Raw genomic sequence first — 3,901 nt, 5'->3', positions numbered from 1 at the left:
GTGATGCTCAACCACCCCGCCGTGAGTGTGTTGGTCGCCACCCAAATCAGGGGGATGAGTGTGATCCAGGCATACCGGGCCTTCCCCATGTTGATGATTACGGTCGTGGCCACGGAGAGAGCGACGGCGCCGAGAAGTTGATTGGCGATGCCGAACATCGGCCAGATGGTCGAGATGGAGCCCGTGTAGATGAAGTACCCCCAGGCGGCCACGACGAGAAAACTGGCGATGACCGTGCCCGGCATCCAGTCGGTGCGCTCGAAGGGCCGGTAGAATTTGCCCAGGAACTCCTGCAGGATAAACCGCGCGACTCGCGTGCCAGCATCAATCGTCGTCAGGATGAAGAGGGCCTCGAACATGATGGCGAAGTGATACCAATAGGCCATCAGGCCGCGCAGTCCGGGAATGCTCGAGAAAATCTGCGCCATCCCGACGGCCAGCGACACGGCCCCTCCAGTGCGTCCGGCGATGTCCTCGCCGACTTGATTGGCAAGGTCAGCCAGCATGACGGGGGTGAGCCCGACCGATTCGAGCCAGGCGAATTTGGCCGGGTCCACATTGATGTGGAAGTAATCGCCGGGATAAAGAGCGGTCGCCGCAATGAGGCTCGTAATGCCCACCAGACCCTCGAGCAGCATACAGCCATAGCCGATCGGACGAATGTCCGATTCCTTGTCAATCATCTTCGGCGTCGTTCCCGATGAGACCAGCGAATGGAAACCAGAAATGGCACCGCAGGCGATGGTGATAAAGACAAAGGGAAAGAGCTTGCCCGGAATGATCGGGCCCCCACCGGCGGCAAATTGGGTGATCGCCGGCATCTTCAATTCGGGAGCAACGATGATAACTCCCACAACGAGAAAGGCCACGACACCGATCTTCATGAACGAGCTGAGATAGTCCCTTGGCGAGAGAAGGAGCCACACGGGCAAAACCGATGCGAGAAACCCATAGGCCGCCAGAAGCACCGTGAGCTGTTCCTTGTTAAACGTGAAGTAGGGTTCCCAGCGCGAGTGCGGGATATAGCCGCCAATGATGACCGAGAGAATGAGGCCGATGACTCCCACGAGCGTCCATTGGGCGATGGTGCCTCGACGAAGGCTGAACATGAACAGGCCCATGACCATCGCGATGGGGATCGTCATGGCGATGGTGAACGTGCCCCAGGAGCTTTCTCGCAGGGCGTTCACAACCGCCAAACCCAGCCCGGCCAGGGCGATCACGACGATGAACAGGATGGCGATGGCTGCGGTGATCCCGGCCACCGGATTGATCTCCGTTCGGGCAATTTCAGCCAGAGATTTCCCCTGCCGCCGAACCGATGCAAAAAGGATGATGAAATCCTGGACGGCGCCGGCCAGGCACACGCCGATCAGCAGCCAGAGGAATCCCGGCAGAAATCCGAACTGGGCAGCCAGAACGGGCCCGATGAGCGGCCCGGCCCCAGCAATCGCAGCGAAGTGATGACCGAAGAGGACCCATCTATTCGTGGGGTAGTAGTTGTGTCCGTCGTAGAGCGTATGGGCGGGCGTGGGGCGCCGATCGTCCAATGCCATAATCTTCGCCGCGATGAAGGCGCTATAGTAGCGGTATGCAATGGCCAGGACGCACAACGCGCCGATCATCAATGGAAGCGCACTCATACAATCTGCCTCCTGTCAGATGGCTTCGACGTGATCCGGCATCCTCATCCTCCCCGATCGGGGAAGCTGATGAACCTCTCCGCGCCCTCTCACAGTCCTGCCCCCTGGGCCGTCGGCGGTGAGGTGACATTCTAGTAGATTGTCAGCGGCCTTTCCACACGGGGGCCCGTTTTTCGAGAAAGGCCGCGATACCCTCGCGGGCATCCTCGGTGGCCATGAGCCGATCCAGGTAAAGGCGCTCGACGGCCTTGAGGCCGCTTATGAGATCGGGGGCGCTGCTGAAGCGCAGTGCCTCTTTGGTCAGACGCAGGGCAACCGGACTATGAGCCGAGAGCTTTGTGATCACCTCAGTGACCGCCGCTTCAAGCTCCTCTTCGCCCACCGTGCGCGTGACGAGTCCCAACCGTTCGGCCTGGCATGCATCAATCCGATCTCCGGTCAAGAGCATTTCGATTGCCCGCCGGTGACCAATCAACCGGGCAAGATAGACGGTTGCCACAGGAGGGAAGCAGGCCAGCGCGATTTCCGGTTGACTGAACAGGGCCTTCTCCGTTGCAATGACGAAATCGCAGACCATCGCCAGCTCCATTCCACCTCCGAAACAATACCCTCGCACGGCTGCGATGGTGATCTTGTCGGTGGTCAAAAGAGTCGAGATGACATCGTGGAAAACAGTGAGCATCGGCCCGACACGCTCGGGCGTGTGATCTTTAACGTCGTTACCGGCCGAGAAGGCTTTCTCACCCGCTCCCCGCAAGACGAGAAACTGAATGTCTTGACGATTTACAGCCTCGTCGAGGGTGAGCTTGAGTTCGGTCAGAGTGGGAATATCGAGGATATTGAGCGGGGGCCGATTGAGGGTGATCCAGAGCGTATGACCTTTCTCCTCGCACTGAATGAGGTTGAATTCGTTGCTCATTTGACCCTCACTGGAAAATAGCCTCCCAACGGATGAAAGGTTCCAACAGAGAGATCGTCAGTAGGCTCCGTTCATCCACTGGCAGAGGTATTTTGTCGTCGCGTGCGATAGCACATGGGTGACTCCCGCGAAAGGAGAGGGCGGGGTTTCCAGCCCGTGCTCCCCCAGGAATGGCCACGGGTGCATACGGATCACAACGATCGCCTCACCAGCCGGTGGCCATCTGTCTTCATTTGCCGTGAAATTTCCGACTTCCGGGGGGCTGGTCCACTCGTGAGTGCTGTTCGACACCCGGTTAGATTCTGCGAATTGACGTCCGATCCCTTCTGAAGGTGCACAGAGCGATAGTGTGCCCGACATGCTTCCCTGCCGCTTCATATTCGGCGTTATTTTGCACGCCGGGAGGACAGGGTGCAAGGAGCTGGGACTGTGATCCGCGTCGAAGTACAAAAAGGCCGTCTCCTCATCGCCCCAGGATGAAGGAATGATTCAGTGGGTCTGCGAAGAGGTGAGCGAATGTGGCGCCGTTCCGGCACATCAGTTGCTTGGAAGATAGGCGTCGGATTGTCAGTAAGGACAATGAAGAAAGGGGGATGGAAAAATGTTTTCGTCAGTTAGCCTGCCAGAGCTACTCCTGATCATGGTGATTGTGTTGCTTCTGTTCGGCTCCCGAAGGCTGCCGGAGCTTGCACGCTCGCTTGGGATAGCCATTAGCGAGTTTAAACGCGAGCTTCGTAGTGAACCGCCGGAGAAGGAGCACTACCGAGTTTCTGTCGAGGCCACGGAACCCACCGAGAGGGTCCCCGAGCCGGGCCAAAGGGTGCTCTGATACTGTGGCAAAATGGCGCTGGAGGACAGGAAAGCCACAGTCAAAGAGAGGAAAGGGAACAAACTTCAGGTGTCTTGGAGCACAAGACTTCCCTCCAATCCATATGAAGGGGATGGAATTAGATCAGATATCGCGAGTTTGCTCGATGAGGAACGCGGATTGCATAGGGGGATTACGTAGAGCTCAACGCTCTACCGGCTTGACAGGAGATAAGAGCCGAAATTGATATAGAGGAGGGAATACGGGATGTGGAAACTTTCGAAGTATATGGGGATTGTGGTGGTGCTGTCCTTGGCAGGAATGATGGATCACGCATGCCGCCGTAAAAGCGTCCAGGCAGCCACCATCAAAGCTCAAACGGTCTCACAGTCGGCGTCCCCCCAAACGACGGCGCCTGAGACCAAAACGAAGCACAAGAAGAAGAAAGCTGAGAAACATGCGCCCTCTCAGGCAGTGGAGTCCGGCCCAACGATCACACCGAGCAAAGGTAAAAAGAGACCATCTTCTGAA

At 57.6% G+C, this 3,901-nt stretch carries 4 protein-coding genes; 2 read left to right on the top strand and 2 right to left on the bottom strand.

The window, feature by feature from the left end; translation table 11 throughout:
• Positions 1-1,643, bottom strand: a 1,643-nt coding sequence (locus VNM72_12235) for a carbon starvation CstA family protein (protein ID HXF06164.1), incomplete at its 3' end; no start/stop codon positions are given.
• A gap of 142 nt (positions 1,644-1,785) precedes the next feature.
• Positions 1,786-2,562: an enoyl-CoA hydratase/isomerase family protein gene (locus tag VNM72_12230; GenBank protein HXF06163.1), complete on the bottom strand. Its 777-nt coding sequence runs from the start codon at positions 2,560-2,562 to the stop codon at positions 1,786-1,788.
• 601 nt (positions 2,563-3,163) lie between these two features.
• On the opposite strand from VNM72_12230, the gene tatA reads away from it, so the two are divergent.
• Together tatA and VNM72_12220 are read left to right on the top strand one after the other, a co-directional pair.
• Positions 3,164-3,391, top strand: coding sequence for a twin-arginine translocase TatA/TatE family subunit (gene tatA / locus VNM72_12225; GenBank protein HXF06162.1), 228 nt, complete (start codon positions 3,164-3,166; stop codon positions 3,389-3,391).
• Positions 3,392-3,637: 246 nt separating this feature from the next.
• Positions 3,638-3,901, top strand: a 264-nt coding sequence (locus VNM72_12220; protein HXF06161.1) for a hypothetical protein, incomplete at its 3' end; no start/stop codon positions are given.

The sequence above is a fragment of the Blastocatellia bacterium genome, from assembly GCA_035573895.1.
Taxonomy (GTDB): domain Bacteria; phylum Acidobacteriota; class Blastocatellia; order HR10; family HR10; genus DATLZR01.
This window is presented reverse-complemented; position numbering and strand designations above follow the sequence as displayed.

Bases quoted from the DNA above. Each gene is read 5' to 3' on its own strand.
- tatA (HXF06162.1), top strand. From the start codon at position 3,164: ATGTTTTCGTCAGTTAGCCTGCCAGAGCTACTCCTGATCATGGTGATT.
- VNM72_12230 (HXF06163.1), bottom strand. From the start codon at position 2,562: ATGAGCAACGAATTCAACCTCATTCAGTGCGAGGAGAAAGGTCATACG.